This window comes from Massilia timonae, from assembly GCF_001866515.1.
GTDB classification, from domain to species: Bacteria; Pseudomonadota; Gammaproteobacteria; order Burkholderiales; family Burkholderiaceae_D; genus Telluria; species Telluria timonae.
The window spans coordinates 4,496,435-4,521,437 of record NZ_JRYB01000001.1; the positions used below are offsets into that span (position 1 = coordinate 4,496,435).

Consider the following 25,003-nt stretch of genomic DNA (forward strand, 5'->3'; position numbering starts at 1 on the left):
GGCAAGCGTGCGCCCTGGGGTAAAACGATCGTTTTACACTGGGGCCATGGATACCAACCTAGCACTCCTTGCCATTGCCGAGCGCCTGTTCTACGAACACGGCTACATGGCCACCAATATGGACACCCTGGCGCGCGCCGCCAGGATGTCGAGCCGCACCCTCTATAAACATGCCGGCAGCAAAGCCGCGCTGGTGGGCGAGGTGCTCGCTGCGCGCGACCGGCGCTTCTTCGAGCAGGTCGATGGACTCGACGTGCGCGCGCTGTTCGCCGCGCTGGCCGGCTGGATCGCGCACGAAGGGGCGCGCGGCTGCCTGTTCCTGCGCATCCTCGGCGAGACCGGCGGCGCCGAACCGGCGATCGTGGCGGCGGTGCAGGCGCACAAGGCCAGGCTGCGCGAGCACGTCGCGCGGATCGTCCACGCCGACCTGGGCCGCGCCGAGGCGGTGCTGGCCGGGCGCATCGTCCTGCTGTTCGAGGGCGCGGTGGCGGCCAGCGCCTGGCAGGGGGCAAGCGCGATCGAGGCGGCGTGCGGGGCTGCCGTGGACCTGGTTGCGATGGCGCGTGCGGCGTGAAGCAGACCCTCGCTCTCGGCGTCACCGGCTTCGGCCTGATCGCGGTCTGCTACGGCTTCGCGCGCTTCGCCTTCGGCCTGTTCCTGCCCGCGATTTCGGCCGATTTTGACCTCTCGTCCTCGCTGGCGGGGATCATCTCGGCGGGGTCCTTTCTTGGATTTTGCCTGGCGATCGTGCTGGCGGCCTGGCTGACCGAACGCCGCGGGCCGCGCTTCGTGGCGGTGGCGGCAGGGGTGTCCGGCGCCGCCGGCATGATCGGGATCGCCAGCGCCGCGTCGCCCGCCTGGCTGGCCGTTGCGGTGATCGTGGCCGGTTCGAGCACCGGCCTGGCGTCGCCGGCGCTGGCCGCGGCCGTCACGGCGATGCTGGCGCCCGCCAGGCACGACACGACCAACACCTTCATCAACGCCGGCACCAGCGCCGGCGTCGCCTTGTCCGGCCCGGTGGCGGCGCTGATGGGGGCCGAGTGGCGGCTGGCCTATGCCGGCTTCGCCGGCGCGACGCTCCTGATGGTCGGCGCGACCCTGAAGGTGCTGTCCGCCGGCAACCCGCGGCCCGCCGCCGCTGCGCCGCTGCTGCCCCGGCTTTCGCCCGACCTGATGCGGCTGGCCGCGGCCGCCGGCCTGAGCGGAGCGGCGAGCACCGTGGTCTGGAGTTTCGGGGCCGACCTGCTGGAGGCCAATCTCGGCTGGAGCGGGCGCCAGGTTGGCATGCTGTGGACCGTCATGGGGTGCGCGGGCGTGGCCGGCGCCATGGCCGGATCGCTGATCGCCCGCTACGGGATGCGCGCGGTGCACCTTGTGTTCCACGTCGCGCTGGGGCTGGCGGTGGCCGCGGTCGGCCTGGATGGCGCGCCGCCGTGGCTGGTGTTCATGGGCGGCGGCCTGTTCGGCGCGGCCTATCTGATGCTGACCGGCGTCTATCTGGTGTGGAGCATCGCGGCGCTGCCCGCGCGGCCCGCCACCGGCGTGACCCTGGCCTTCTTGGCGCTGGCGGTGGGCCAGACGCTGGGCGCGATGGCGTTTGGCTTCGTCATGGAGCGCGCTTCGGCGAACTACGCGGTGGCGGCGTTCGCGGCCCTCGCGCTCGCTGCGGGCGGTATTCGCAGACCTCTGAAATAAAGCTAACGCACGAGCGATGCTGGCGGACGCGAGATAGGGTTCGTTCGAATGGCAAGTTTAGCGCCTGTTTCAACTTGAATTCCTGCTTAAGTTTCAGTTCTTGGACAGCTTCTTCGAGGTCAACGTCTAGCTGGCGAAATCATATGAAGATTTGATATGTAGTGACTAAAATACAGCGTTCTATACCAAGCTATAGTGAGCGAACTGAGAACTCATCTACGACATTAACTGCCCCATTGCTAACGTCGAGGAAGACGGTGGATTGGATTTTTTGTTTGTGCATAATTTCGAGCAGCCTGGTAAACAAATCTTGATTATCACCAAATGCAAAGTCAGCTAGCGCAACCCCTTCGAGCACCACAAGAATGTACTGAGAAATGTCATCAAATAATTCGGTTGCCGCAATTTTTGCAGCTGTAAGTGCCAACTGTTTTACTTTAATAATTTGATAGATTGCCGTGATTTCTCCGCCGTCCTCAACCGCAATGTCGACTCCCAATCCTGCAGTCAACATTGATGAAGGATGCCTATGCTGGACCCACTCTCGAACAATTTGCAAGTCTGAGAAGTCGAGTTGATTGAATGATGATTTTCCTTGATGAACTCCAATTGACCTGCTGCGTTTAGAAACAAGAGTAAGTTGATAAAGGGATGATGTCTCGAGAGTGCTTTGCTTAACTTGTTCAAGAGTCTGATCGGCCACAGCTACGGCGAATTGTTTACGGGCATGTTCAAGGAATTGATCCGGGGTATATATCCAGAATCGACGCGCTGCAGTTTCTCTCAGAAATTCTTCAATTAATGCAGGATGAGGGCCGAGGCGTTGTCCAGATTTTTCACTTATCCACCAGTCCTCTTTTACATCGGCTGTTACAAAAATGATGTTCCTGAGCTGCTTGTCTTTAACATGCTGGATAATCTGTCGCCAGATAATTAAGTCCCCGTGCTTGGCCTCGTAGCGAAGGCCACGGTCAAAATACGCCTCTCCCTTTTTTTGATCCGAAAATCCAGGGGGAATTGAGGATGTATAACGATCCGCAGATCCAGTGCATAGTTCATCCAAAGCAGTCTGGTTTGGAGGAGGTGGTCCAACATTTCCAGTTAATAGCTTGGAAAGACGCAACGCGATCGGGTCGTCAAGGCTGACTTGTGGCAGCTTTCTCTTAGCTGCTTCAAGCGCGACGTCTAGCTGCGCGTGAGCGCTCTGAAGTTGCTCTAGGATCTTAGGTAAATCATCAATCCCAGTATTCCACTTTTCAAACTGCATAGCGTTAACTCGTGAAATGATCTCATTAGAGTTAGATAAGGCAGTTTTCTTCAAGTCCGCGATATTCTTCGACGCAGCAGAGATCTTGCTAAATCTGTTCCGATGAAACTCGAGAGCCACTTGGTAAGGAATCCAAATCCGCTGCGCGATTTTTTCAAGAACGACTAGAAATTCCTCTCTTGCTTGTTCTGGTAGTGCATATGGTTCTAATAGGACATTGGTATCAAATACAAAACAAGCTTCACTCCAGAAGGACTCAGTATCTTGTGGGCTGAATCGATAGTATCCAGGAAAGAGATCTCGCATAGCTTTTGTCCAAGAGGATTGAATATCGCGAATAGTAATGACGGATTGCCGTGGGATGCCGGCAGTTTTGATTAAAGACTAGCTTACAACTCTCCCGCCACTTTAAAGCGAAAAAGGCCCGCCGCAGCTGAAATGCTGTTGACGGGCCACATCCAATTAGGGCATCAGTCTTCCTGGAACGCCTCTTCGCGCTTCTTGCGCAGCGACGGCAGCAGCACCACGATCATCGCCGCCGCGGCCAGGCCCAGCATCACGCCCGAGATCGGACGCTCGATGAACACCATCGGATCGCTGCGCGACAGCAGCAGGGCGCGGCGCAGGTACTCTTCCATCATCGGGCCGATGATGAAGCCGAGCAGCATCGGCGCCGGTTCCAGCTCCAGCTTGGCGCACAGGTAGCCCAGCAGGCCGAACAGCGCCATCAGGTAGACGTCGAAGTTGCTGTTGTTCAGGCTGAACACGCCGATCGCGCAGAACATCAGGATCGCCGGATACAGCAGCTGGTAAGGCACCATGATCATGCGCACCCAGATGCCGATCATCGGCAGGTTCAGCACGACCAGGAACAGGTTACCGATCCACATCGAGACGATCAGACCCCAGAACAGGCCGGGCTGCTCGGTCATCACGGCCGGACCCGGCTGGATGCCCTGGATGATCATCGCGCCGATCATCAGCGCCATCACCGGGTTCGACGGAATGCCGAGGGTCAGCATCGGGATGAACGAGGTCTGGGCGCCGGCATTGTTGGCCGCTTCCGGGGCCGCCACGCCTTCGATCGCGCCCTTGCCGAACTGCGCCGAGTTCTTCGACACCTTCTTCTCCAGCGAGTAGGAGGCGAACGACGCCAGCATCGCGCCGCCGCCCGGCAGGATGCCGAGGATCGAGCCGAGGCCGGTCGCGCGCAGCACCGGGGCGATGATGCGCTTGAAGTCGTCCTTGCTCAGCATCAGGCCCTTGACCTTCTTCATCACCAGGTTGCGCGACTCGTCGTGCTCCAGGTTGCGGACGATCTCGCCGATGCCGAACATGCCCATCGCGACGATCACGAAGTTGATGCCGTCGGCCAGCTGCGGCAGGTCGAAGGTGTAGCGCGCCGAGCCCGAGTTGACGTCGGTGCCCACCACGCCCAGCAGCAGGCCGAGCAGCACCATGCCGATCGCCTTGAGCAGCGAGCCGCTGGCCAGGACCACCGAGGCGACCAGGCCGAGCACCATCAGCGAGAAGTATTCGGCGGGGCCGAATTCGAGGGCCATGTCGGCCAGCGGCGGCGCGGCCAGGGCCAGCAGCACGGTGGCGACCGAACCGGCGAAGAACGAGGCGATCGCCGCGGTGGCCAGCGCCTTGCCGGCGTTGCCGTTGCGCGCCATCTGGTAGCCGTCCAGGGCCGTCACGACCGACGAGGATTCGCCCGGCAGGTTGACCAGGATCGCGGTGGTCGAGCCGCCGTACTGGGCGCCATAGTAGATGCCGGCCAACATGATCAGCGCCGATTCCGGCGGCAGGCCGAAGGTCGCCGGCAGCAGCATGGCGATGGTGGCGATCGGGCCGAGGCCCGGCAGCACGCCGACCGCGGTGCCGACGAAGACGCCGACCAGGCAGTAGAACAGGTTTTGAAGCGTGAAGGCCGTTTCGAGGCCGAGGGCGAGATTGCTGAAGAGTTCCATATTCTATTAATTCCCACCGAGCCAAGGACCAAAGATAGGCATCGGCAAGCCGAGCAGCTTGACGAACAGGCCCACCGCGAACAGGGCGCCGCCGACGGCCAGCGCCACGGCCTTGCCCAGATTAAATTTCTGGCCGGCGTAGCTGCTGATCAGGATCAGCAGGAAGGCCGCCGGCACCAGGCCCGCGTCGCGCACCAGGAAGCCGAACAGCAGCACGGCCACCAGCACCAGCGACAGCTCTTTCCAGTACAGGCGGCCGATCGGCTCGCCCTGGCGGAAGAAGGAGCGCAGCAAGGAAGCTGCGCCGACCAGCGACAGCAGGCCGCCGAGGGCGGTCGGGAAATAGGCCGGGCCCATGCGTCCGGCCGTGCCCATTTCATAGTCCTGGCCGATGACGATGGCGCTCAGGCCGAAGAAGAGAAAGACGATGCCACTCCAAAAATCCTTTGGGTGGCGTATGAATGCTGGCACGTGGTGGTCCCCTTTTTTGTGATGCAAATGCGGTGATACAGATGCAATGGTTCGAAGTGTGTTTCAACTACGGTGCTGCGGGTGCGGCAGGTACGACAGCTACAACAAAACGCACCGTCCCGGTGGAGCCGGCACAGTGCGTGATATCAGATGCTCATGCTCAGTCGGCGAAAGCGCCGGCTTTCTTGATGATCGGACCCCACAGGTCGATCTGCTGCTTGAGGTGGGTGCGCAGCGCTTCCGGCGTCGCCTGGTTGGTCGGCACCGGCTCGGTGCCCAGGTCGTTGAAGCGCTTGATCACGTTCGGATCGCGCAGCGAGGCGCGCAGGGCGTTCGCCAGCGCATCGACGACCGGCTTCGGCGTGCCCTTCGGCGCGTACAGGCCGTGCCAGACGCCGACTTCGAAGTTCGGCAGCGCGCCGGAGGCCAGGGTCGGCAGGTTGGGCAGCGACGGCACGACGGTCTTGGTGGTCACGCCATAGGCCTTGATCTTGCCGCTCTTGATCTGGCTGGTGGTGTTGGTGGTCTGGTCGCACATGAAGTCCACCTGGCCGCCCAGCAGGTCGTTCATCGCCGGGCCAGTGCCCTTGTAGGGCACGGTGGTCAGCTCGACGCCCATTGCGGTCTGCAGCAGCATCCCGCACAGGTGCGAGGCCGAACCCAGGCCGGCGTGGGCGTAGGTCACCTTGTCCTTGTTGGCCTTGACGTAGGTGATCAGCTCCTTCATGTCCTTGGCCGGGAAATTGCCGCGCGCGACGACGGTCATCGGCACGTCGGTGATCAGGCCGATCGGCTCGAAGCTGGTGATCGCGTCGTACGGCAGCTTGCGGTACAGGGCAGGGGCGGTCGACTGGCCGATGTGGTGCAGGAACAGGGTGTAGCCGTCGGGAGCGGCCTTGGCCGCGCGCGCCGCGCCGATGGTGCCGCCGGCGCCGCCGACGTTCTCGATGATGATCTGCTGCTTGAGGGTGGTGCCCATCGACTGCGCCACCAGGCGCGCGACCGTATCGGTCGGGCCGCCGGCCGCGAACGGCACGATCATGGTGATGGTCTTGTTGGGGTAGTTCTGGGCCTGGGCCAGGCCGCTGCCGAAAGCGGCCAGGCACGCGACAGCGCACAGCATCTTGAGCTTCATGTTTGTCGTCCTCGTTATCTCGTTCTTGGTATGGGATGGCAGTGCGCACCTTTGCGGTGCGTCGCTGCGCTCTAGCGTTGTCTTACGCAGCTAGGGTTGTACCAGTAAACATATTGATATGCAACTACGTGGAAATACGTATGTCGCATGGGTGTGACGAGGTTCAGTAAAAGCTGTACAGCCGAAGGCGAAAATTCGAAAATGACAACGCCGACGGCGGTGGCCGTCGGCGCTTCGATGCCGTCGAGAGACTCGGGTTACACCGGCGCCTGCACTGGCAGTTCGCGATCTCCCATCAGCAGCTTGGCCGGGGTCATCGGCGTGGTGCGCAGGCGCTTGCCGGTCGCGTGGAAGATGGCGTTCGACACCGCCGCCGCCACGCCCACGATCCCGATCTCGCCCACGCCCTTGGCGCCGAGCTGCTTGCTCACGATGCGGTCGTCCTCTTCCACGAAGATCACGTCGATGTCGTGGATGTCGGCGTTCACCGCCACGTGGTATTCGGCGTAGTTGTGGTTCATGAAGCGCCCGTACCTGTCATCGGTATGGGTTTCTTCATGCAGGGCCTGGCTGATGCCCCACACCACCGCGCCGCTGATCTGGCTGGCCGCCGTCTTGGCGCTGATGATGCGCCCGGCCGCGACCGCGCTCACCACGCGGGTCACGCGCACCATGCCCAGCTTCTCGTTGACGCGCACCTCGCAGAACACGGCCGAGTGCACCGCGCGCGTGTACTTGCGCTGCTTGAGCATCTGCGGCGTCATGAAGAATTTCTCCTCCAGGCGGTCGAGGTTGGCGTCGCGCAGCACGGCGGAGAGTTCGACCCGCTGCGCCGGATCCTTCTTCAAGAACACTGCGCCGTCGCCGAACTCGACGTCGCGCATGCGCGCCTTGGCCAGCGGCGAATCCTGCATCGCCGCCGCCATCTTGAGCAGCTGCTTCTTGAGCTTCTCGCAAGCGCCATGCACGCCCGAGCCAACCGTGGCCATGTGCGACGAGCCGCCTTCGATCGGCGCCATCGGCAAGGTCGAATCGCCCAGCTGGAAGGTCACCTGCTCGAGCGGCAGGCCAAGCTGTTCGGCGGCGACGATCGACATCGCGGTATAGGTGCCGGTGCCGATGTCGGTCGCGGCGCTGCTCACCACCAGGCGGCCATCGGCATGCAGCACGGCGGAGACGCGCGCCACCATCACCAGCGAATCCCAGATCCCGGTCGCCATGCCCCAGCCGACCAGCTCGTCGCCGTCCCGCATCGAGCGCGGCTCGAGCGGACGCTGGTCCCAGCCGAAGCGCTCGGCGCCCTGGCGGTAGCATTCGCGCAGCTCCTTGGTCGAGAACGGCTTGTCCTCGATCGGGGCGACGTCGGTGTAGTTCTTCAGGCGCAGGGCCAGCGGGTCCATCTTGAGTTCGTACGCCAGCTCGTCCATCGCCACTTCGAGCGCGTGCACGCCGTGGGCGGCGCCGGGCGCGCGCATGTCGAGTGGCGTGAATCGATCGTGCGCCACCACCTGGTAGCCGAGCTTAATGTCGGGACAGGCGTACAGCTGGCCGGACCAGTTGACGATCACTTCCACGTAGTCCTCGAGGCGCGAGGTTTCCTGGATCGCCTCGTGCCAGATCGCCTTGAGCGTGCCGTCATGGTCGGCGCCCAGGCGGATGCGGTGCCAGGTCTCGGGACGGTGGCCGAAGCTGAACATCTGCTGGCGCGTGAGCACCACGCGCACCGAGCGTTTCAGCTGCAGCGCGCCCATCACGGCCAGCGGCAGCTGGTACTGCGGACGCAGGCCGGAACCGAAAGCGCCGCCCACGTAGGGATTGCGCACCGTCACCTTGTCCTTCGAGATGCCGAAGCCGTGCGAGACGTACCAGCGGCTGTTCTGCGAGCTCTGGGTCTTGTCGTAGATGGTCAGGTGGCCATCCTCGCCATAGATCACGGTGGAGGCAAACATCTCCATCGGATTGTGGTGCTCGACCCCGTTGTAGTACTGCGAGTCGACCTTGACCGGGGCATTCGCGAACGCCTTTTCGCCGTCGCCGGTGCTGCTCGGCGGCGTGAAGCCGGCCTTCATCTTGCGCGGCTCGTAGGCTTCGTCCAGGCGTTCCAGGTGGTTGGTCTCGTGCTCGTCGACGTCGTAATGCACGCGCACCAGCTGGGCCGCGTGGCGCGCCGCCTCGAAGGTGTCGGCGATCACCAGCGCGACCGGCTGGCCGCTGTAGAAGATCTCGTTCGAGAACAGGGGCCGGAAGGGCGAGCCGGCGGGCGCGGTCATGTCCTTCCAGGCGATGTCGAAGGAGCGCATCTTGGGGCGGTTCTCGTGGGTCATCACGGAAATCACGCCATGCGCGGTGAGGGCGTCGACGGTGTCGATGCGGGTGATGCGGCCCTTGGCCACGGTGCTGCTGACGACGACGCCATAGCACAGGTCGGGCGCGAACACCTCGGCCGCGTACTGGGCCTGGCCGGTGACCTTGGCGCGGCCGTCGACGCGCGAGACGGCCATGCCGCTCTTGACGCGGCCGGTGCCGGCCGGCGCGCTCGGCGCACGCAGTTCTGGAATCAGGTCGGTCATGCTCGGTCTCCTTCTGGATGGCGGTCGCTGCCGCTGGCGATGTCGGTGCCGCGGGCGGCGCTGGTCAAGGCCTGGACGATGGCGTTCTTCGCCAGCGCCGGCTTGAAGTCGTTCTGGCCGAAGCTGCGCGCGCCCTGCAGCATGGTGTCGGCGGCGGCGGCGAAGGCTTCCTCGCCGGCCGCCTTGCCCACCAGCTGCGCTTCGGCCGCTTCGATCCGCCATGGCTTGTGGGCGACGCCGCCGAGCGCGATGCGCGCAGCCTTGATCGTGCCGTCGGCATCGAGGTCGAGGGCGGCCGCCACCGACACGAGCGCGAAAGCATAGGACAGGCGGTCGCGCACCTTGATGTAGGCGCTGTGGGCGATGAAGCGGTCGGCCTGCGGGACGGTGATGTGGGTGATCAGTTCGCCCGGCTGCAGGGTGTTGTCGATCTCGGGACGGTCTTCCGGCAGGCGGTGGAACTCGGCGAAGGGGATTTGCCGCTTGCCGCTGCTGGACTGGACGTGCACGGTCGCGTCCAACGCGCGCAGGGCCACGCACATATCGGACGGGTGGGTCGCGATGCAGGCTTCGCTGGTGCCCAGGATCGCATGCTGGCGGTTGACGCCATCCCTGGCCGGGCAGCCGGTGCCGGGCTCGCGCTTGTTGCAGGCGGTGCCGACGTCATAGAAGTAGACGCAGCGGGTGCGCTGCATCAGGTTGCCGCCATTGCTCGCCATATTGCGCAGCTGGGGCGAGGCGCCGGCCAGGATCGCGCTCGACAGCAGCGGAAAGCGCGCGCGCACCAGCGGGTCGTAGGCGGTGTCGGCGTTGCGGGCGAGGGCGCCCAGCAGCAGGCCGCCGTCGTCGCCGACCTCCACCTTGTCCAGGCCGAGGCCATTGATGTCGACCAGTTGCGAAGGGCGCATCACGCCTTCCTTCATCAGGTCGAGCAGGTTGGTGCCGCCCGCGATCGGGCGCGCTTCGCCGGCGCTCAAGGCCGCCAGCACGCCGTCGAGGTCTTTCGATTGGGTGAAGGTGAATGGATTCATGCGAGCACCGCCCCGGTCGTGAAGGCGGGCTTGTCGCCGCTATCTTTCTTGCGCAGGTCCATCACCTGGACCACGGCGTCCGCGATCTGCGGATAGGCGCCGCAACGGCAGATATTGCCGCTCATGAGTTCGCGCACGTCGTCGCGCGACCTGGCCTGGTCCTCGTTCATCAGGCCCACGGCCGAACACAGCTGCCCAGGGGTGCAGTAGCCGCACTGGAAGGCGTCGCAGTCGATGAAGGCTTGCTGGATCGGGTGCAGGTCTTCGCCGTTGGCCAGGCCTTCGACCGTGGTGATCTCTTTACCGTCCTGCATGACCGCCAGGGTCAGGCAGGAATTGATGCGCTTGCCGTCCACCAGCACCGTGCATGCGCCGCATTGTCCCTGGTCGCAGCCCTTCTTGGTGCCGGTCATGCCTGCGCGCTCGCGCAACAGGTCAAGCAAGGTCACCCAGGACTCGACGTTGAATTCGCGGTCCTGCCCGTTGATACGCAGGCGGACCGGATACTGCTGGTGAAGTTCCATGGTCATTCCCCTTTATGAGAAGCCATGACCTTACCCGTGCAGCCGGGTGCGTCACGGTTAGGTGACGCACCTATTCTTGAGGTAACTTGTTATTTTGCTCAGGGACCGCGGAATACCACTGTTTTGTTGCCGTCGACAAAGACGCGGCGTTCGATGTGGAACTTGACCGCCGCCGCCAGCGCCAGGCACTCGTTGTCGCGGCCGACGCGGGTCAGCTGGTCGACCCGGTAGTTGTGGTCGACCCTGGTCAGCACCTGCTCGATGATCGGGCCCTCGTCGAGATCGGGCGTGGCGTAATGGGCCGTCGCGCCGATCAGCTTGACCCCGCGGTCGAAGGCTTGCTGGTAGGGTTTGGCGCCCTTGAAGCCCGGCAGGAAGGAGTGGTGGATATTGATGCACTTGCCGGCCAGGCGCCGCGCCAGCTCGTCCGACAGGATCTGCATATAGCGCGCCAGGATCACGAGTTCAGAGCCGGTCTCCTCGAAAATCTCGAACAGGCGCGCCTCTTGCTGCGTCTTGTTGTCCTTGGTGACCGGCAGGAACACGAAGCGGATGCCTTCGCGTTCGACCATCGGGCGCAGGTCGAGGTGGTTCGACACCACCGCCGTGATCTGCATGTTCAGTTCGCCGTTACGGCGGCGGTACAGCAGGTCGTCCAGGCAGTGGTCGGTCTTGGAGACCATGATCACGGTGCGCACCGGATCGAGCGGATCGAACATCTTCCACTGCATCTCGAGGCGGCCGGCGACCAGGTCGGCGAACTCGCTGCGGATGCGGTCGATCGGTGGGGAGTTTTCTTGCTGGCGAAACACGGCGCGCATGAAGAAGCGCGCGGTCGAATCGTCGTCGAACTGTTCCAGCGCGCAGATATAGCAGTCGCGCTCGGCGAGGAAGGTCGCCACGGCGGCGACGATGCCGGTGCCGGCCGGGCAGCTGGCGTTGAGGATGTATTCGATGCGGCCGGCGGGCGCCGGGGCGATGCTGCTCATGGGTGATTCCTGTCGGTTAGGGGCTGGATGCGAAGTGCCCGTCCGTCACGCGACACCGGCCAGGTGGGACGGCGGCAGCTCTGGTTTCCGGCGCCGCCGGGTCGGCAGCGCTGGCAAGGCGATGTTGTCAGAATGTATAGAATGATGGATGTGGCCGATGTCGTCAAGCGTGCATGTCAGGCGTGCTACCATGCGCGCTTTTTTCCAGGGTTCCGATGCCGACGCCAACGCATATCCGTCCGATGCTGTTCGCCGATCTCGATGCCGTGCTGCGCGTGCAGGCGGCCTGCTATCCGCCGGCGATGCAGGAAGCGGCGCCCGTGGTAAAGGCGCGGCGCGATGTGGCGGCCGCCACCTGCCTGGTCGCATGCGACGCCGACGGCGTGTGCGGCTACCTGTTCGCCTACCCGTCGCGCCTGGGGCGGGTCACCGACCTCGGGGCGGCGTTCGAGATCGCGCCGGACGCCGACACGCTGTACCTTCACGACCTGGCGGTCGATGCGCGCGCGCTCGGGCGCGGGCTGGCGCGGGCGCTGGTGGAGCGCTTGCTGGACCTCGGCCGCGACCTGGCGTTGTCCCATGCCGCGCTGGTGTCGGTGCAGGACAGCACGCGCTTCTGGCGCGGCTTCGGCTTCGCGGCGCGGGCCACCGGCGATGCGGGCCTGCTCACGTATCCGGCGGGCGCGCTCTACATGGCGCGCCCGCTGGCCTGACGCACTGGATCATTCGACGCGGCGCACCTTGGCCGAGGCGTTGGTGCCGTCCACGCGCATGAAGATGGTGCCGAACAGATTGCGTTCCATGCTGACCTTGACGTCGGTGCGCGGCGCCAGGACCGCGTCGCTGCCGTCGATGACGCGCCACACCTGGCCGTTGGCCAGGCGGATCCGCGAACCCGGGCCCCAGCCTTCGAAGCTGCCCACGATGGTGCTCTGCACCGACTGGGGCTGCTCCTCGCGCTGTTTCACCGCTTCCATGCCGAAGTTTTGCTCGGCGCGGGCCGCCGCCACCGGCGCACCGGCCGCCTGCGCGGCTGCCGCGGGACTGGCCGCGCCAAGGGGAATCGCGTCATAGCAGGCCACGCGCGCCGCGACGTCGCTCACGGCGCGGCATTTCAGGAGCGCGGCGTCGTTGGCGAGCGCGGAACCGGAGGCAAGGAGCAATACGGCAAGAGGCAGGGCTTTCATCGGAATCCTAGGTAGTGGTGGAAGCTCGCCCGCGGGCGGGGCCGGGGCGGCTACGATTATAGGGGATGAGCATGCCGGAGTGGAAATCGCGGGCCGGCCGGCAGATGCGCGCGGTTCATCCTATACTGCAGGGCGGCGCCAGGCACTCCCAAGCCATCGCGCCTCCGACACGAAGGAAGAACATGAACCAGCAAGTGACGATCATCGCCACCCTGTACGCCAGGGCGGGCCAGGAAGCCGCGCTCGCGGCGCGCATGCACGCGATGACGATGGAAACCCGCAAGGAAGCCGGCTGCATCCTGTACGAACTGCAGCGCTCGACCGAAGACCCGCGCGAGTTCATCATGGTGGAATACTGGCGTGATGCCGAGGCGGTGGCGCTGCACGACGCCAGCGCGCACATGGCGGCCCTGGTGGCCGACCTGCCGGCGCTGGTCGAGCGCCCGGTGGCGGTGCGCAAGTACACACCCGCCGGCTGAAAGCGGCAGGGCCTCGCCCGCGGCCACGCTTCGGACCTGGTCCGAACGGATGAGCTGTCGAGATATTTAACACTCGCTGCTTCCGTATTGACAATAGGCGAAAAATCTTTCGTCAAATCAAGGAGTTGCCGCCGCGAAGGTCACAGGCCCGGTTCTTGCTCATTCATGGTGAGTAACCATGAGGAGCATGTCGATGTTGCGTATCACCCCGTTGCTGTTCGCGGCCGCACTGCTGGCCCAGCCGGCGCAGGCCGCCGTGACCTATTCCTGGCAGCAGGTCGAGGCATCCGAGTCGATGCCGCCCGGCTTGAACCTGGAGCTGGTGTTTTCCGATGCGGCGGTCGCGCAGGGCAGCCTCTACCTCGATTTCACCAATATGTGCGACCTGGACGGGCCGTGCCTGGATCCCCAGGACAGCCTGCTGTCGCTGCGCTACTGGTACGAAGAGCCGTTCTCGGGCGATTACCGGCACAACTACATCGACTACGGCTACCGCCAGCTGCCGCAGCACTACTATGACAAGATCAGGCTGGACGTGACCTTCCTGCCTGGCGGCGTGCTCAGCGGCGAGATCTTCGCCACCGACGGCAATTCGCACTTCACGCTGGGCAGCACGGGCAGCCTGTTCACGGTGCTGAACGCGCACAGCGACGAGCCGTTCGGCTGCGCCTACGAAAGACCGGCCTGCTCGGGCTCCACCGGCCTGCTGGTGGGCGAGCCGCTCGAGGGCGAGGTGCCCGAGCCGTCCAGCGTGCTGCTCGCCGGCCTGGGCCTGGCCGCGGCCTGGCTCACCCAGCGCCGGCGGCCAGGGCGCTGACTCAGGCAGTCGGCGCCAGCAGCGCCGCGGTGTCGGCCGCGCCCATGCGCTGCGCCGCGTCGAAGGCGCTGACGCCGTCGGCATCGCGCCGTGACGGGTCGGCGCCGTGCTCCATCAGCAGGCGGGCGATCTCGACCCGGTTGAACATCGCGGCGAACATCAGCGCGGTCTTGCCGGACGGTCCCGCATGGTCGGCGATGGCGCCGTGGTCCAGCAGCAGCTTCGTCACCGCCAGGTCGCCCTTGAACGCGGCGCCATGCAGCGGGGTCTGGGAAGCGTCGTTCATGAGTTGCGGATCGGCCCCGTGCTCCAGCAGCACGCGCGCGGCGTCGTGGTGGCCGTGGTAGCAGGCCAGCATCAGGAGGCTGTCGCCGCGTTCGTTGCGCAGATTGGGCGGCAGGCCCTGGGCCAGCAAGGCGCCGAGCGGTTCGGCTTCGCCGGCGCGGGCGTGCTGGAATACCTTGCGCACCCATTCGAGGGTGGCTTCATCGAGTTCCGCCGGCGCGGCCGGCGGGGTGGTGTCATTGGCTTGCATGCATGTTCCTGGTGTCGGTGCGATGCTTGATTAAATCACATCCGGCTGCGACACGCAGGCGCGCTTCAGGCTTGCTGGCGGCTGGCCGTGTGCTCGGCCGCTTCCCACAGCCAGGCCGGCAGGGCCAGCGCCGGCAGCAGCATGCCGGTCACCAGCGCCGCATGCCAGCCATACTGGGCATAGACCCAGCCGCCGAGCGCCGAACCGAGCGCGCCGCCGGCGAAGAACAGGGCGAAGTACAGGCCGTTCAGGCGGCTGCGGATCTCGGCGCCGAGGGCGAACAGCGCGCGCTGGCCCAGCACCAGGTTGGCGGCGACCGCGGCGTCGAGCACGATGGCGGCCACGGCCAGCAGGCCGAGCGCCAGCGGCTTCGAATGGGGAGCGAACAATGGCAGCAGGAAGCTCAGCGCGCCGACCGCCAGCGCGATCGCGGTGGCGCCCAGGGTATGGCCGGCATCGGCCAGGCGGCCGGCGATCGGCGAGGCCACCGCGCCGGCCATGCCGACCAGGGCGAACAGCGCGATCCCGTTCTGGCTCAGGCCGAAGTCGGGGCCGGACAAGGCTTGCGGCGCCACGGTCCAGAACAGGCTGAAGGCGCCGAACAGGCCGGCGTGGTACAGCGCCCGGCGCCGCAGGACCGGGGTGTTGGCCAGCACCGGCCACAGCGAGGCGATCAGCGCGCCGTAGCGCTGGGTGGCGGCCGGCCGGCGCTGCGGCAGCTTGAAGTGCAGCACCACGGCCAGCAGCAGCACCAGCGCCGCGGCGATCCCGAACACGGCCTGCCAGCCGCCGAAACCGGCCAGCACGCTGGCCACCGGACGCGCCACCATGATCCCCAGCAGCAGCCCGCTGACCACCTTGCCGACGGTCTGGCCGCGCGTCGCCTCCGGCGCCAGGTGGGCCGCGAACGGCACCAGCACCTGGGCCACCACGGCGCCCAGCCCGATCGCCAGCGCCGCCAGCAGGAACTGCCAGGCCGTGTCGGCGTTCGCGGCCAGCGCCAGCGCGGCGCCGGTGGCGACCAGGCCGCTCACGATCAGGCGCCGGTTTTCGAACAGGTCGCCCAGGGGCACGATGAACAGCAGGCCGAGGCAGTAGCCGATCTGGGTGAGGGTGACGATCAGGCCGGCGGCGCCCGGAGGCATGCCGAGGGCGGCCCCGATCGGGCCGACCAGCGGCTGGGCGTAATACAGGTTGGCGACGATGATGCCGGCGGCGGCGGCCAGCAGCCGCGTCATGCCGGTCGATATCCGTGCTTCGGTGTTAATTGTCATGGCTTGCTCCTCGATAGGGTAGTTGAACAGTTCCATTCTAGGCAGGCATGAGGCAAAGATAATTAGTGCATAATGCGCACATACAATTCATATAATGTGAACAATCATGGACAAGGTGAAGGCGATGCAGACCTTCGTGCGGATCGTCGAGGCGAACAGCTTCACGAAGGCCGCCGAATCGCTCAACCTGCCGCGCGCCTCGCTGACGGCAACCATGCAGAACCTCGAGCGTCACCTCGGCGCCCAGCTCCTGCAGCGCACCACGCGCCGGCTGTCGCTCACGCAGGACGGTGAGCGCTACTATGAACAATGCGCCGCGATCCTGGCCGCGATCGAGACGGCGGAAGCCGATTTCCTGGGCGTCGACGGGCGCCGCATGCAGGGACGGCTGCGGATCGACCTGCCGGGCGCACTGGGCCGCGCCATCGTGCTGCCGCGCATCGCCGAGTTCCGCCGCGCCTGGCCCGGCATCGACCTCTCCATCGGCATGGGCGACCGCCTGGTCGACCTGACCGGCGAAGGCATCGACTGCGCGCTGCGGGTGGGCGAGCTGCAGGATTCCAGCCTGGTGGCGCGCCGCATCGGCCTGATGCGCTTCGCCGTCGCGGCCACGCCCGACTACCTGGCGCGGCGCGGCGTGCCGGCCTCGCTCGACGAGCTGGCGGGGCACGAGGGCATCGTTCACTTCTCGGGACGCACCGGGCGCGCCTTCGAGTGGGAATTCCAGCAAGCGGATGGGCTGCGCAAGGTCGCCGTGAAAGGGGGGATCGCCATCAACGACGCCGACGCCAACCTGATTCTCGCCTTGCAGGGCCTGGGGCTGATCCAGCTGGCGCGTTACCAGCTGCGCGCGCATGCGGGCCAGCTGGTGGAAGTGTTGGCGGACACGCCGCCGACGCCGATGCCGGTGTCGCTGCTGTACCCGCAGGGACGGATCGCCAATCCACGCCTGCGCGCCTTCGCCGACTGGCTGGCCGAGGTGTTCGAGGCCGACCCGGACCTGCGGCTGGCGCACGATTGAGGGTCCGCAAGCGGCGGCAGGGAGCGGCGCAGCACGATGGAAGGCCGAATGTTCGTCAGGAGCGGCAATGACAGCGTGCGCCTGGATCGCGATCGCCGCCTGCCTTCCCTTGTGGGCGCAGGCATCGATTCCCTACGTTTACCCATTCAATGCGATGAGCGGCCAGGAAGTGATCGAGCACCGGCTCAAGGAACCGAAGAGCCAGCTCGACTACATCAACCGCGAGAAGGTCGAAGCCTACCTCAATGGCATCAAGGACGGCGCCCACGGCCGCGAGTGGTGCCTGGCGCGGCCCGTGCTGCCCGATGAACTGAACCTGGCCGTGGTGCGCCGCCTGAAGGCGACGCGCAAACCGGCCGAACTGAAAGAGAACGCGGCGCCGCTGGTGCTGGCCGAGCTGCGCCGGCGCTTCCCCTGCCCGAAGCCGGGCAAGAAGAAGCGCTGACCGGTGTGCGTCAGAAGTCGACGTTCATCGACACCCACAGGCGCCGGCCATCCATATTGTTGACGTACACGCTGCTGTAGGTCGGCGCCGCGGTCGGCGACGACTGGTAAGGGCGGTAGTCGACGAAGTCCTTGTTGAGCAGGTTGTAGATCGCGGCATTGATCGAGATGGTCGGGCTGAGCTGGTAGGCGGTGCCCAGGTGCAGCATGCCGTAGGCCTTGTAGTCTCCCAGCGTCGCCTTGGCGGCGCGGGTGGCGGCCGAGGTGCCCGGGTCGCGATAGCGCTCGCTGCGGTACTCGGCGCGCAGCCATGTGTTCCATTGCTGCGTGATGTCCCAGGTCAGGCGCGCATTGAACGCGTGCTCGGGCGTGTCGGACAGCGGCTTGCCGGCGCTGGCGCCGCTTTTCTGCTCGCTCTCGGTATAGGTATAGTTCGCGCTCGCGGCCCAGCCGGCGGCGATGGGGAAGCGGGTGGCCAGTTCCAGCCCGCGCGTCACCGCCTCGTCGACGTTGATCGACTGGCCGAAGGCATCGACGTTCGGCCAGTTGCCGAAGCTGACGCAACCCGGGCGGTTGGGCGCCAGGCGGTAGGAACAGTTCAGCAGGCCGGTGCCGCTGGTGATCTTGTCCTCGAACTCGTTGTTGAACACGGTCGCGTTGGCGGTCCAGCCGGCGCCATTGTCGAAATAGGCGCCGAGTTCAGTGGTCACGCTGGTCTCGGGTTTCAGGTTCGGGCTGCCGACCAGGGGAATCGTGCCCTGGCCGCCGAAGCCGTTGATGCCGGGCGAGAGCTGCTCGACGCGCGGCGTCTTGTAACCCTTGCTGATGCCGCCCTTGAAGGTCCAGCGCGGCGACGCCGTCCACACCAGGTAGGCGCGCGGACTGGTCTGGCCGCCGAAGATGCTGTGGTCGTCGTAGCGCGCGCCGAGGGTCAGGGCCAGGCGCTCATGGAAGCGCCATTCGTCTTCGAGGAACAGCGCCTTTTGGGTGAAAGCGAATGCTTCGGGCGCGACGCCGTCGATCATCTCGGCATCCCAGTGCTGGGCGCCGATGGTGGTCAGGTGATTTCCCCATGGGACCATCAGCTTGGTGTCGAACACCTTGCTTTCGACTTCCAGCGTGCGCGCGCTGCCCGCCACCATGCCCGGGGTGCCGGGCGGGATGGTGCGGCCGATGGTTTCGGTCTGGTTGACCATATAGCTGCTGTCCCAAGTGCCGAACGGCAGGCGCGCCTTGTAGGCCAGGGTCGCCTGGTCGCGGTTGTACTTCTGTTCGGGGCCGTAGCCGCCCTGCACGCTCTGGGTGCCGACCTGGCCGCGCGAATTGTCGTAGGTCTGGCGGGTGCGGTCGGCGTCCAGGGTGAATTCGTGGTAACGGTTGGGCGTGAACGCCAGCCGCGCGCCGACGTTGTCGACCTCGGCCTTGACCGGGTTGGAACCCATGTTCAGGTTCACTTCGCCGTTCTGGTTGTCGTAGCTGAGCGTCGCTTCGTCGCGGCGTAGAACGCTGCCGCGCAGCGCCAGGCCCAGCACGTCGCTGGCGATCGGACCGTTGAGGTAGAACTTGGCGCCCTTGACGTCGCCGAACCTGGATTCCTCCTGCAGGGTGTAGTCGGCCGACACCGTGCCGCCCCACTGCTTGCCGACCTTGCGCGTGATGATATTGATGACGCCGCCCATCGCATCCGAGCCGTACAGGGTCGACATCGGACCGCGGATGATCTCGATGCGTTCGATCGCGCTGACCGGCGGCATGAAGCTGGTCGAGGTGCCGCCGAAACCGTTCGGGGTCACGTTGCCGGCCGCGTTCTGGCGCCGGCCGTCGATCAGGATCAGGGTGTAGTCGCTCGGCATGCCGCGCACGCTGATGTTCAAGCCGCCGGTCTTGTCGCCGGCGGCGGCGACGTCGATGCCTTCCACGCTCTCCAGGGCCTGGGCCAGGTTGCCGAAGCGTTCCTGCTCGAGCTGTTCGCGGGTCAGCACGGTGATCGAGGCCGGCGCTTCGCGGATGGTCTGCTCGAAGCCCGAGGCCGAGACGACGACGGTCGCCATGTCGGCCGGGACCGCATTGGCATGCGCGGCGAAGGGCAGGGCGCCGATGGCGAGGCTCAGGAGCGAACGGCGCAGCAGCGGGGCGTGAAGGGTTGGGGTAGGCATCATTTATCCGTAGTTGTAGTTAAGAGCGTGTATTTACAGGTGTAAAGATATGTAAAGAGGTCAGGCCGGCAACATTCTAAACACAAATAAGAATCATTCCCATTCTTATTTTTAACCATGCCGGATGGATGAGGAAGTCAGATAGGGCTATCTCTGCCGGTGGTCGCAATGAAGACCTGTTGTCGGCTATCATGCCGGGTGCGCCAGGGACGAGGCTGTCGGTCCCCGGCCACAGCGCCCCATTGTCATTACAGCCCATCGAGGAGTACACATGAAAAAGACCATGATCCTGGCCGCGAGCCTTGCCGCCGCCGCCGCCATCCCTTCGGCCCACGCCAGCGCCGACCTGGCCAAGGCCAAGGCCTGCATGGCCTGCCACACCGTCGCGAGCAAGCTCGTCGGCCCTTCGTACAAGGACGTCGCCGCCAAGTATGCGAAGGATGCCGGCGCCGAAGCGCGCCTGGCGCTGAAGATCCAGAAGGGCAGCAGCGGCACCTGGGGCCCGATTCCGATGCCGGCCAACCCGCAGGTCAGCGATGCCGAGGCAAAGACGCTGGCCAAGTGGATCCTGGCGCAGAAATGACGGCGCTGTTCGCGTTATTTCGGCATGCGGCGCGGATCAGTCCGCCTTGACGGCGGCCTTCAGTAATTGATGCGGCGTGGCCGGGCTGCCCACGTCGAGCACTCGCCGCCAGCCCGAGTAGTGGGCCAGATACCGGCTGGCGACGCCGTTGAAACGCGCTAGCCAGCGCTTGAAGCGGCTATGCCAGCCATTCATATGGTTCAGGTGGACCGCACCGCGCGCCCGTTCGCCAGCGCGCAGGTTGATGGCTTCGTGGCGGATGCCATGATGCTTGGCAAATGCACGATAAGCGGCGGCGCCGTCGCTGATCAGCCAGGCGTCCGGCGCCAGCACCGGCCCCAGGCACTGGTCGAGTTCGGCGAGCGAGACCGGCCCGCGCCCGCAATGGAAATCCAGCGTCGGGCCGTCGCGCTCGCAAGCGACCAGCAGGCAGTCATGGTCGCGGCCGACGCCGCGGTGGCGAGCCACGCCACCCCTCTGCCGTGGCGGCCTGGTCAGCTTGCGCGACCCTTTTTGCGACTCCAATAGATAGGTCTCGTCCGCTTCAACCACGCCACCCAGGCGCGCCGCGCGCTCATGGATGAACCCGGCCACCATCCGGTGACGCCAGCGAAAACTGGTGGTACGGTGCACCTGGACGGCATCGGCGCTGGCGCGCACGGTGCGTGAATCGAGCAGGCACTGCAGGTAATCGAGCCAATGTTCTTTCTTGCGCAGGTGTGCGAGCGGGGTCCCGCTCAGGGCGTTGTAGCTGCGCCCGCAAGCCAGGCAGCGCCAGCGCTGCAGGCCACTGGCTTGCCCACAGCGGTGGGAACGTGCGCCGCCACAGCGAGGACAGCATTTTCCGATGGCCGCCTGTTCGATGAGCGCGATGCAGTCAGCCACGGCGTCTGCTGCGTCGTCGACCGTAGCCAGCCAGGCACGTAATCGTGAGCGTTCTTGAAGGTCCAGCGAGACGCCGCGCAAGGCGGCAAACAAGGTATCGAAATCCAGACTGTCCATAGCCGCCTCTTCGGGATGACTCGACAGTGCTGAGACCGGGCTGGGCCAGGAAGGTTCGCTGAAATAACGCGAACAGCGCCGAAATGACCGACCGGCGGCGCCGTCCGGCGCCGCCACCGCGACCGCGCCACTGGCGCGGTCCTTGCATACGGGCGAGGCACCTGAACGACGGGACCCGTCCATGTTCCTCCCCAACGACGTCATCGAGTACCTGGACGCTCCCGGCCGGCCGCTCCGTATCCTGTGGATCGACCCGGCCGGCATCCAGGCCTATACCTATGCGCTGGGCAGTCCGGGGGCCGTGCCCCGGCCGGTGTCCCTGCGCGTCCTGTACGCGGCGGTGCGCGAGCGGCGCGCGCGCCTGCTGCTGCCCGATCCCTGGCGCGCCGCCAGCCCGCCGGCGGCGCCGTCCGACAGCCAGCGGCGCCGGCAGCTGAAGGCCTGGGACGTGGTGCGCGCGCTGCACCTCGACCTCCCGGCGCTGTACCTGCCGCGCGAGCGCGCCGCCATGCTGGCGGCATGCAGTGTTCAGCACGGCATCGCGCCCGCCAGCATCATGCGCTACCTGCGCCGCTATTGGGAACGGGGCCAGACCATCGATGCGCTGCTGCCCGATTACGCCAACTCCGGCGCGCGCGGCAAGACGCGCGAGGTACGCGCGGGCGTCAAGCGCGGCCGGCCGCGCAAGGGCGCTGTAACGGGCGCGAACATCGACGCCGCGCTGCGCGCGCTGTTCCGGGACGCGGTGGCGCGCTACGCGGCGACGCACCGCAGGTTCTCGCCGGCCGCGGCCTATCGCCAGATGCTGACCGAGCACTTCGGCGATGCCGCGCCCGGCGCCATCCCGAGCTACGGCCAATTCAGCTACTGGATCGTGCGCGACGGCCTGCTGCCGCCAGCCTGACGGGCTGCCGCCGCCCGGCACGGTGCATCGATTATTTCCACATCCCAATAAGGTGCGGCCTGACGCCACCGCGGTGCATGGCCGTGTCGGCGGACGCCGGGGCGGTTGATGCCCGCGGTATCCGGCCTGCACCGCTGTCGGCGCTGGTAAATGTAAATACTGTTTGCGCCGTCACAAGACATGCCGCCCTTACAACCCTTGTACATACGAATGTGACACCGATCAAGCCAAATTCTGTATGCATAAATTGGCTTACAACCGACTGACATTCGGGCCGTGGTTAAATAATCTCTATTTTGTCTGGATTTTATAGCGCGAAATTCCCCCTCTGGTGGCATAGCGATTGCTGTGAGGTCACTTGTCCGAGTTCCTGACAATGACATGTGGAGGTGTGGATGAGCGTTGTGACGTCGCCGCTGACCCGGCGTGCTTTCCTGTACCGCGCGGCCGCCGTTGGCGGCTCGGCGCTGTTGTTGAAGTCGATGAATGCGTGGGGCATGGGCATCGCCTCGAAAGTGACGGCGCCGCCGCCGCTCACGGGGAGCGGCAAGGGCATCAAGGTCGCGGTCCTCGGCGCCGGGCTGGCCGGCCTGAGCGCGGCCTACGAGTTGCGCAAGCTTGGTTACCGGGTGCAGGTGCTCGAGGCGCGCCCCTACGCCGGCGGACGCTGCCAGACGGCGCGCCGTGGTTTCACGCTGCGCGAGCTCGGCGGCGAAGAACAACAGTGCCGCTTCGACCGCGGCCACTACATCAATCACGGACCGTGGCGCATCCCGCTCGACCACCAGTCCACCCTGCATTACGCCCGCGAATTCGCGGTGCCGCTCGAAGTGATGGTGAACGAGAACGACCACGCCTGGGTCTACCTGGAAGAGGGCGGGCCCTTGTCGAAACGGCGCCTGCGCGGCGCGCAGATCAAGGCCGACATGCGCGGCCACGTCGCCGAATTGCTGGCCAAGTCGGTCCAGTCGCGCCAGCTCGACGTTCGGCTGAGCAGCGAGGACCAGATGCTGCTGCTCGACTACCTGGCGCGCGAAGGCGCGCTCGGCGCGGGCGACCTGGCCTACAAGGGCCGCAGCGGGCGCGGCTACGCGACCAATCCCGGCGCCGGCCTGGTGCCGGGCGCCGGCACGCCGTCCGACCCGCTGGCCTTCGGCGACCTGCTCGCGGCCAAGGTGGGCAAGGTGTACAGCGCGGTGCAGGAGTTTCCGATGCACGCGACCATGTTCCAGCCGGTCGGCGGCATGGACCGGATCCCGCAAGCCTTCGCCAAACGCCTGGGCGACACGATCCGCTACGGCGCCGAGGTGCGGCGCATCCGCCAGGACGCGGCCGGCGTCACCATCGACCTGCACGACACCGCCAGCGGCCGGGCCTCGAGCCTGAAGGCCGACTATTGCCTGTGCACGCTGCCGCTGTCGGTGCTGCGCATGATCGACACCGATTTCTCGGACGGCTTCAAGACGGCGCTCAAGGCGGTGCCCTATGCCCCGGTCGGCAAGATCGGCCTGCAGATGGGGCGCCGCTTCTGGGAAGAGGACGATCACATCTACGGCGGCCACGTGCTCACCGATCTGAAGGGCATCAACACGATCTCGCTGCCGTCGAGCGGCTGGCAGCAGCGCAAGGGCGTGGTGCTCGGCTACTACAACTATGCGCTCGACGCCATCGAAGTCAGCGCGCTGACTCCCGCGCAGCGCGCCGAGTTCGCGCTGGCGGCCGGCGAGAAGATCTTTCCCGCCTATCGCAGCGCCTACGAGAACGCCTTCTCGGTGGCCTGGCACCGGGTGCAGTACAGCCTGGGCGGCTGGGCCGAATGGAACGAGGCGGCGCGGCGCAGCGCCTATCCGCTGCTGCTCGAGGGCGAGGGCAGGGTGCAGCTCGCCGGCGAACACCTGAGCTACCTCACCGGCTGGCAGGCCGGGGCCATCGAATCGGCCTGGCAGCAGATCGAGCGGTTGCACCGGAGGGCGAGCGCATGAAGCCCATGCTCAATCAATGGGCGCTGGCCGCCTGGCTGTGCGCGGGCGCGGCCTTGGCCCAGACGGCGCCGGCGCCCGCCGACGGCAAGACCCTGTTCGCGAAGAACTGCGCGGCCTGCCACCAGGCCGACGGACGCGGCATCCCCGGCGCCTTCCCGGCGCTGGCCGGCAGTCCGCTGGCCATCGGCGCGCCGGCCGAGGCGGCCGAGGTGCTGCTCAAGGGCCGCGGCGGCATGCCCGACTTCAGCGGCAGTCTCGATGACGCCGACATCGCGGCGGTGCTGAGCTATGTCCGCGCCAGCTGGGGCAACCGCGCCGCCCCGGTCACGGATACCGAGGTCGGGGCGCAGCGCCTGTCACTGCAACTGCCGCCCGCCAGCCGCAACCGTTTCGGCAACAAGCATTGAACGTTTCCACCCGCCACGAAAGGCTTGCCCATGAAGATAGTCGACCGCCGTTCCGCCATACGACTCGCCACCTCGCCGCTCCTGCTTCCATTGTTGCTGTCCTTGCTGCCGGCCGCGGCCGGCGCCCAGGACATCGTCCGCCACAAGATCCCGAACTCCGATTTCCCGATCGCCCAGGCCGTGAGCGTGCCGGGCAACGCCACCATCCACTTCATCAGCGGCCAGGTGCCGCCGATCGTGCACAAGGAGCGCGATCCGAACACCATCGCGGCTTTCGGCGATACGCGCACCCAGACGGTCGGCGTGCTGCAGCGCATCCGCGACATCCTGCAAGGCATGGGCCTGGGCATGGGCGACGTGGTCAAGATGCAGGTGTTTTTGGTGGGCGATCCGGAGCACGGCGGCCGCGCCGATGTCGCCGGCTTCATGGCCGGCTACACCCAGTTCTTCGGCGGCGCCCAGCCGAATCTGCCGGCGCGCGCGGTGATGCAGGTGGCGGCCCTGAGCAATCCGGGCTGGCTGGTGGAGATCGAAGTGGTCGCCGCGAAGAAGTAGGC

At 65.9% G+C, this 25,003-nt stretch carries 25 protein-coding genes; 12 read left to right on the plus strand and 13 right to left on the minus strand.

What is annotated here, in order from left to right; genetic code table 11:
* The first annotated feature begins 46 nt into the window (after positions 1-46).
* Both LO55_RS19020 and LO55_RS19025 read left to right on the plus strand, forming a co-directional pair.
* Entirely contained in the window at positions 47-574 is a 528-nt protein-coding gene (locus LO55_RS19020) for a TetR/AcrR family transcriptional regulator (protein WP_071362684.1), read from the plus strand.
* Complete coding sequence (locus LO55_RS19025; protein WP_071362685.1) at positions 571-1,695, plus strand: MFS transporter; 1,125 nt, start codon at positions 571-573, stop codon at positions 1,693-1,695. The genes LO55_RS19020 and LO55_RS19025 overlap by 4 nt, the downstream gene beginning before the upstream one ends.
* A gap of 190 nt (positions 1,696-1,885) precedes the next feature.
* Here the strand turns inward: LO55_RS19025 and LO55_RS26465 are convergent, their stop codons facing one another.
* The 8 genes from LO55_RS26465 to purU form a co-directional block, all read right to left on the minus strand.
* Positions 1,886-3,268 (minus strand): PIN-like domain-containing protein, encoded by a 1,383-nt coding sequence (locus LO55_RS26465; RefSeq protein WP_143054566.1) that lies wholly within the window; start codon positions 3,266-3,268, stop codon positions 1,886-1,888.
* Between the two features lie 164 nt (positions 3,269-3,432).
* Positions 3,433-4,935, minus strand: a complete 1,503-nt coding sequence (locus LO55_RS19035) for a tripartite tricarboxylate transporter permease (protein WP_005670634.1) — start codon at positions 4,933-4,935, stop codon at positions 3,433-3,435.
* A 6-nt stretch (positions 4,936-4,941) separates the two neighbouring features.
* Complete coding sequence (locus tag LO55_RS19040) at positions 4,942-5,406, minus strand: tripartite tricarboxylate transporter TctB family protein (RefSeq protein WP_005670636.1); 465 nt, start codon at positions 5,404-5,406, stop codon at positions 4,942-4,944.
* A gap of 160 nt (positions 5,407-5,566) precedes the next feature.
* Positions 5,567-6,541 (minus strand): tripartite tricarboxylate transporter substrate binding protein BugD, encoded by a 975-nt coding sequence (locus LO55_RS19045; protein WP_071362687.1) that lies wholly within the window; start codon positions 6,539-6,541, stop codon positions 5,567-5,569.
* Between the two features lie 257 nt (positions 6,542-6,798).
* Positions 6,799-9,111 (minus strand): xanthine dehydrogenase family protein molybdopterin-binding subunit, encoded by a 2,313-nt coding sequence (locus LO55_RS19050; RefSeq protein WP_071362688.1) that lies wholly within the window; start codon positions 9,109-9,111, stop codon positions 6,799-6,801.
* Positions 9,108-10,142 carry an FAD binding domain-containing protein gene (locus LO55_RS19055; RefSeq protein WP_071362689.1) on the minus strand — a complete coding sequence of 345 codons (1,035 nt, stop codon included), beginning with the start codon at positions 10,140-10,142 and terminating at the stop codon, positions 9,108-9,110. Before LO55_RS19055 ends, LO55_RS19050 begins: the two co-directional genes overlap by 4 nt.
* Positions 10,139-10,666 carry a (2Fe-2S)-binding protein gene (locus LO55_RS19060; protein ID WP_005670645.1) on the minus strand — a complete coding sequence of 176 codons (528 nt, stop codon included), beginning with the start codon at positions 10,664-10,666 and terminating at the stop codon, positions 10,139-10,141. Before LO55_RS19060 ends, LO55_RS19055 begins: the two co-directional genes overlap by 4 nt.
* Before the next feature lie 98 nt (positions 10,667-10,764).
* Positions 10,765-11,655 (minus strand): formyltetrahydrofolate deformylase, encoded by an 891-nt coding sequence (purU, locus tag LO55_RS19065; RefSeq protein ID WP_005670647.1) that lies wholly within the window; start codon positions 11,653-11,655, stop codon positions 10,765-10,767.
* A gap of 215 nt (positions 11,656-11,870) precedes the next feature.
* On the opposite strand from purU, the gene LO55_RS19070 reads away from it, so the two are divergent.
* The gene (locus LO55_RS19070) at positions 11,871-12,368 is read left to right on the plus strand and encodes a GNAT family N-acetyltransferase (RefSeq protein ID WP_229410186.1); all 498 of its coding nucleotides are present in this window, start codon (positions 11,871-11,873) and stop codon (positions 12,366-12,368) included.
* A gap of 9 nt (positions 12,369-12,377) precedes the next feature.
* Here the strand turns inward: LO55_RS19070 and LO55_RS19075 are convergent, their stop codons facing one another.
* Positions 12,378-12,842 (minus strand): hypothetical protein, encoded by a 465-nt coding sequence (locus LO55_RS19075; protein WP_005670650.1) that lies wholly within the window; start codon positions 12,840-12,842, stop codon positions 12,378-12,380.
* 182 nt (positions 12,843-13,024) lie between these two features.
* On the opposite strand from LO55_RS19075, the gene LO55_RS19080 reads away from it, so the two are divergent.
* A complete protein-coding gene (locus tag LO55_RS19080) occupies positions 13,025-13,321 on the plus strand; it encodes a putative quinol monooxygenase (RefSeq protein WP_005670652.1) in 297 nt (98 codons plus the stop codon).
* A 193-nt stretch (positions 13,322-13,514) separates the two neighbouring features.
* Positions 13,515-14,138: a PEP-CTERM sorting domain-containing protein gene (locus tag LO55_RS19085; RefSeq protein ID WP_071363869.1), complete on the plus strand. Its 624-nt coding sequence runs from the start codon at positions 13,515-13,517 to the stop codon at positions 14,136-14,138.
* Between the two features lies 1 nt (position 14,139).
* Here LO55_RS19085 and LO55_RS19090 read toward each other — a convergent pair whose 3' ends face one another.
* Together LO55_RS19090 and LO55_RS19095 are read right to left on the minus strand one after the other, a co-directional pair.
* The gene (locus tag LO55_RS19090; RefSeq protein ID WP_071362691.1) at positions 14,140-14,673 is read right to left on the minus strand and encodes an ankyrin repeat domain-containing protein; all 534 of its coding nucleotides are present in this window, start codon (positions 14,671-14,673) and stop codon (positions 14,140-14,142) included.
* 65 nt (positions 14,674-14,738) lie between these two features.
* Positions 14,739-15,947 (minus strand): MFS transporter, encoded by a 1,209-nt coding sequence (locus LO55_RS19095; RefSeq protein ID WP_071363870.1) that lies wholly within the window; start codon positions 15,945-15,947, stop codon positions 14,739-14,741.
* A gap of 106 nt (positions 15,948-16,053) precedes the next feature.
* On the opposite strand from LO55_RS19095, the gene LO55_RS19100 reads away from it, so the two are divergent.
* Positions 16,054-16,968 carry a LysR family transcriptional regulator gene (locus tag LO55_RS19100; RefSeq protein WP_071362692.1) on the plus strand — a complete coding sequence of 305 codons (915 nt, stop codon included), beginning with the start codon at positions 16,054-16,056 and terminating at the stop codon, positions 16,966-16,968.
* A gap of 67 nt (positions 16,969-17,035) precedes the next feature.
* Positions 17,036-17,413, plus strand: coding sequence for a Rap1a/Tai family immunity protein (locus LO55_RS19105; RefSeq protein WP_071362693.1), 378 nt, complete (start codon positions 17,036-17,038; stop codon positions 17,411-17,413).
* Positions 17,414-17,423: 10 nt separating this feature from the next.
* Here LO55_RS19105 and LO55_RS19110 read toward each other — a convergent pair whose 3' ends face one another.
* The gene (locus LO55_RS19110) at positions 17,424-19,568 is read right to left on the minus strand and encodes a TonB-dependent receptor domain-containing protein (protein WP_071362694.1); all 2,145 of its coding nucleotides are present in this window, start codon (positions 19,566-19,568) and stop codon (positions 17,424-17,426) included.
* A gap of 271 nt (positions 19,569-19,839) precedes the next feature.
* On the opposite strand from LO55_RS19110, the gene LO55_RS19115 reads away from it, so the two are divergent.
* A complete protein-coding gene (locus tag LO55_RS19115) occupies positions 19,840-20,151 on the plus strand; it encodes a c-type cytochrome (RefSeq protein WP_005670663.1) in 312 nt (103 codons plus the stop codon).
* A gap of 36 nt (positions 20,152-20,187) precedes the next feature.
* Here the strand turns inward: LO55_RS19115 and LO55_RS19120 are convergent, their stop codons facing one another.
* Positions 20,188-21,153: an IS1595 family transposase gene (locus tag LO55_RS19120; RefSeq protein ID WP_071362695.1), complete on the minus strand. Its 966-nt coding sequence runs from the start codon at positions 21,151-21,153 to the stop codon at positions 20,188-20,190.
* A gap of 181 nt (positions 21,154-21,334) precedes the next feature.
* Here LO55_RS19120 and LO55_RS19125 point away from each other — a divergent pair, with 181 nt between their 5' ends.
* The 4 genes from LO55_RS19125 to LO55_RS19140 all read left to right on the plus strand — a co-directional run bounded on the left by LO55_RS19125 (position 21,335) and on the right by LO55_RS19140 (position 25,001).
* Positions 21,335-22,057 (plus strand): hypothetical protein, encoded by a 723-nt coding sequence (locus tag LO55_RS19125; protein WP_071362696.1) that lies wholly within the window; start codon positions 21,335-21,337, stop codon positions 22,055-22,057.
* A 395-nt stretch (positions 22,058-22,452) separates the two neighbouring features.
* Positions 22,453-24,039 (plus strand): flavin monoamine oxidase family protein, encoded by a 1,587-nt coding sequence (locus LO55_RS19130; RefSeq protein ID WP_071362697.1) that lies wholly within the window; start codon positions 22,453-22,455, stop codon positions 24,037-24,039.
* Complete coding sequence (locus tag LO55_RS19135; protein ID WP_083415430.1) at positions 24,036-24,446, plus strand: c-type cytochrome; 411 nt, start codon at positions 24,036-24,038, stop codon at positions 24,444-24,446. The genes LO55_RS19130 and LO55_RS19135 overlap by 4 nt, the downstream gene beginning before the upstream one ends.
* A 30-nt stretch (positions 24,447-24,476) precedes the next feature.
* Positions 24,477-25,001 carry a RidA family protein gene (locus LO55_RS19140; RefSeq protein WP_071362698.1) on the plus strand — a complete coding sequence of 175 codons (525 nt, stop codon included), beginning with the start codon at positions 24,477-24,479 and terminating at the stop codon, positions 24,999-25,001.
* Positions 25,002-25,003 lie beyond the last annotated feature (2 nt).

Coding starts and splice junctions, on each gene's coding strand:
- LO55_RS19020 (WP_071362684.1), top strand. CDS start 47: ATGGATACCAACCTAGCACTCCTTGCCATTGCCGAGCGCCTGTTCTAC.
- LO55_RS26465 (WP_143054566.1), bottom strand. CDS start 3,268: ATGCGAGATCTCTTTCCTGGATACTATCGATTCAGCCCACAAGATACT.
- LO55_RS19035 (WP_005670634.1), bottom strand. CDS start 4,935: ATGGAACTCTTCAGCAATCTCGCCCTCGGCCTCGAAACGGCCTTCACG.
- LO55_RS19045 (WP_071362687.1), bottom strand. CDS start 6,541: ATGAAGCTCAAGATGCTGTGCGCTGTCGCGTGCCTGGCCGCTTTCGGC.
- LO55_RS19050 (WP_071362688.1), bottom strand. CDS start 9,111: ATGACCGACCTGATTCCAGAACTGCGTGCGCCGAGCGCGCCGGCCGGC.
- LO55_RS19055 (WP_071362689.1), bottom strand. CDS start 10,142: ATGAATCCATTCACCTTCACCCAATCGAAAGACCTCGACGGCGTGCTG.
- LO55_RS19060 (WP_005670645.1), bottom strand. CDS start 10,666: ATGGAACTTCACCAGCAGTATCCGGTCCGCCTGCGTATCAACGGGCAG.
- purU (WP_005670647.1), bottom strand. CDS start 11,655: ATGAGCAGCATCGCCCCGGCGCCCGCCGGCCGCATCGAATACATCCTC.
- LO55_RS19070 (WP_229410186.1), top strand. CDS start 11,871: ATGCCGACGCCAACGCATATCCGTCCGATGCTGTTCGCCGATCTCGAT.
- LO55_RS19075 (WP_005670650.1), bottom strand. CDS start 12,842: ATGAAAGCCCTGCCTCTTGCCGTATTGCTCCTTGCCTCCGGTTCCGCG.
- LO55_RS19080 (WP_005670652.1), top strand. CDS start 13,025: ATGAACCAGCAAGTGACGATCATCGCCACCCTGTACGCCAGGGCGGGC.
- LO55_RS19085 (WP_071363869.1), top strand. CDS start 13,515: ATGTTGCGTATCACCCCGTTGCTGTTCGCGGCCGCACTGCTGGCCCAG.
- LO55_RS19090 (WP_071362691.1), bottom strand. CDS start 14,673: ATGCAAGCCAATGACACCACCCCGCCGGCCGCGCCGGCGGAACTCGAT.
- LO55_RS19095 (WP_071363870.1), bottom strand. CDS start 15,947: ATGACAATTAACACCGAAGCACGGATATCGACCGGCATGACGCGGCTG.
- LO55_RS19100 (WP_071362692.1), top strand. CDS start 16,054: ATGGACAAGGTGAAGGCGATGCAGACCTTCGTGCGGATCGTCGAGGCG.
- LO55_RS19105 (WP_071362693.1), top strand. CDS start 17,036: ATGACAGCGTGCGCCTGGATCGCGATCGCCGCCTGCCTTCCCTTGTGG.
- LO55_RS19110 (WP_071362694.1), bottom strand. CDS start 19,568: ATGCCTACCCCAACCCTTCACGCCCCGCTGCTGCGCCGTTCGCTCCTG.
- LO55_RS19115 (WP_005670663.1), top strand. CDS start 19,840: ATGAAAAAGACCATGATCCTGGCCGCGAGCCTTGCCGCCGCCGCCGCC.
- LO55_RS19120 (WP_071362695.1), bottom strand. CDS start 21,153: ATGGACAGTCTGGATTTCGATACCTTGTTTGCCGCCTTGCGCGGCGTC.
- LO55_RS19125 (WP_071362696.1), top strand. CDS start 21,335: ATGTTCCTCCCCAACGACGTCATCGAGTACCTGGACGCTCCCGGCCGG.
- LO55_RS19130 (WP_071362697.1), top strand. CDS start 22,453: ATGAGCGTTGTGACGTCGCCGCTGACCCGGCGTGCTTTCCTGTACCGC.
- LO55_RS19135 (WP_083415430.1), top strand. CDS start 24,036: ATGAAGCCCATGCTCAATCAATGGGCGCTGGCCGCCTGGCTGTGCGCG.
- LO55_RS19140 (WP_071362698.1), top strand. CDS start 24,477: ATGAAGATAGTCGACCGCCGTTCCGCCATACGACTCGCCACCTCGCCG.